The organism is Mesorhizobium sp. M7A.F.Ca.CA.004.04.2.1 (assembly GCF_004022825.1).
Taxonomy (GTDB): domain Bacteria; phylum Pseudomonadota; class Alphaproteobacteria; order Rhizobiales; family Rhizobiaceae; genus Mesorhizobium.
This window is the reverse complement of the sequence record NZ_RZPH01001028.1, coordinates 1-2077: the sequence shown is the minus strand read 5'-3', so window position 1 is coordinate 2077 and position 2077 is coordinate 1. Positions and strand designations below refer to the sequence as shown.

The window sequence follows — 2077 nt, the reverse complement described above, 5'->3', positions numbered from 1 at the left end:
GGTGTGGGGTGAGCTTGTATGTTCCCTTTACGTTCTTGTCTGCGCCTGATAGCCTGACCCGTCGGCGGCATTGAAGCGTCCCGGCGCATCGATGATGGTGGCGGCTGTCTTGTCTTTCCCTTGCGAATCCGGTCTCTCGCGCTGATGGAATTCTCTCCCCAACAGGACGACGCGCTGAAGGCGGTCGCCCAATGGCTGAAGACCGGCCAGCCGCAGCTGTTCCGGCTGTTCGGCTATGCCGGCACCGGCAAGACGACGCTGGCGCGGTATTTCGCCGAACATGTCGACGGCCAGGTGCAGTTCGCCGCCTTCACCGGCAAGGCGGCGCAGGTGCTGCGCTCCAAGGGCGCGGTCAATGCGCGCACCATTCATTCGCTGATCTATCGGCCGAAGGGCGAGGAATCGGTATCGGACGAGGTCACCGGCAAGACCTCGATGTCGCCGACCTTCTCGCTTAACCGCCAGAGCCCGATTACGCGGGCGAAACTGGTCGTCATCGACGAATGCTCGATGGTCGACGAGCAGCTCGGCCGCGACCTGATGAGTTTCGGCACGCCGATCCTGGTGCTGGGCGACCCCGGCCAGCTGCCGCCGATCTCGGGTGGCGGCTTCTTCACCGACCACGAGCCGGATTTTTTGCTGACCGAAATCCACCGGCAGGCGCGCGACAACCCGATCCTGCGGCAGGCGCTCGATGTGCGCGAGGGCCGTGAATTCATGCGTGGCGACTATGGCACGGCGCAGGTGATCGGCAAGGAAGACGTTACCCAGGAGCTGGTGCTGAAGGCGGACCAGGTGCTGGTCGGCACCAACCGCACGCGTCGCCGCTACAATCAGCGGCTGCGCGAGCTCAAGGGCTTCAACGCCGATTATCCGCAGGCCGGCGACAAGCTCGTCTGCCTGCGCAACGATCCGGCCAAGGGCCTGCTCAACGGCTCGCTGTGGAAGGTGATGACCTCGTCGCGCGAGACGGTGAAGCCCGGCATCAACCTTCTGGTGTCGCCGGAAGAGGACGATCCGGATCGCGGCGTCGCCAAGATCAAGCTGCTCAAGGCGGCGTTCGAGGATCCCGATGCCGACATCCCGTGGCAGCAGAAGAAGCGCTTCGACGATTTCGACTATGGCTACGCGCTGACCGTGCACAAGGCGCAGGGCTCGCAGTGGAACGAGATCGTGCTGTTCGATGAAAGCTGGGCCTTCAAGGAAACCCGCCAGCGATGGCTCTACACCGCCATCACGCGGGCGGCCGAGCGGCTGACGATCGTCAGGTAGGGGCGCCGGATGCTGTTGCTCCGATAGGCTGCGCGGCAAGCCATTGCCAGGCGGCGGCCTCGTCCTCCGCCTTGAAGTGCCTGATTTCAACGGGCGGGGAGGACGGCAGAAAGCGTTGTGCGTCCGCTATCCAGTCCGGTTCGCCGATGGTTGCGCAACGGCCGACATGTTTCAATGCATGGATCGCGCCCTGCTTCAGGGTCTCGTCCGCGATGTCGGCCCAGTCGACGCCATCGTGGTCGACGAGGCGCACCAGCACATCGATGCGCGGATGCAGGGCATAGGCTGCCTCCAGCAGCCCGAAAAGATTTTCACCGTCGGCCGCGGAAACGTGCCCGACGACATCGATGGCGAAAAGGTCGTCGCGGCTGGTCTCGATACGGCGAATTGCCGGAACCTCATCGAGAAAATTCATCGGCGCTTTCCTTTCCCGGCTCGTTCATCAGGCTTGGAACACCCGAAACCCCCAGTCTGTTCCCACCAAAGGCATTACTGTTCCCGTCAAAGGCATTATAGGTGGGCGCGTTGAATGATTTCCGAGACCGCCCGCATGCCTGCAAAGCTCTCCGTCAACCTCAATGCCATCGCCATGCTGCGCAACCGGCGCGACCTGCCGTGGCCAAGCGTGACCGGCCTCGGCCGCATTGCGCTGGCGGCCGGGGCGCATGGGCTGACGGTGCATCCGCGCCCCGACGAGCGGCACACAAGACACTCCGATCTGCCTGAGATCCGGTCGCTGATCGACGACGAGTTTCCGCGCGCGGAATTCAACATAGAGGGCTATCCGACCGAGGATTTCCTGTTG

The 2077-nt window shown here is 63.5% G+C and carries 3 protein-coding genes; 2 read left to right on the top strand and 1 reads right to left on the bottom strand.

The window, feature by feature from the left end:
• Positions 1–144 precede the first annotated feature (144 nt).
• Positions 145–1272, top strand: a complete 1128-nt coding sequence (locus EN893_RS30770) for an ATP-dependent RecD-like DNA helicase (RefSeq protein ID WP_128362051.1) — start codon at positions 145–147, stop codon at positions 1270–1272.
• Here EN893_RS30770 and EN893_RS30765 read toward each other — a convergent pair.
• Entirely contained in the window at positions 1265–1687 is a 423-nt protein-coding gene (locus EN893_RS30765) for an STAS/SEC14 domain-containing protein (protein WP_127271116.1), read from the bottom strand. The two genes, EN893_RS30770 and EN893_RS30765, sit on opposite strands and share 8 nt — an antisense overlap.
• Before the next feature lie 135 nt (positions 1688–1822).
• Here EN893_RS30765 and EN893_RS30760 point away from each other — a divergent pair.
• On the top strand, positions 1823–2077 hold a 255-nt coding region (locus EN893_RS30760), incomplete at its 3' end, for a pyridoxine 5'-phosphate synthase (RefSeq protein WP_206640203.1).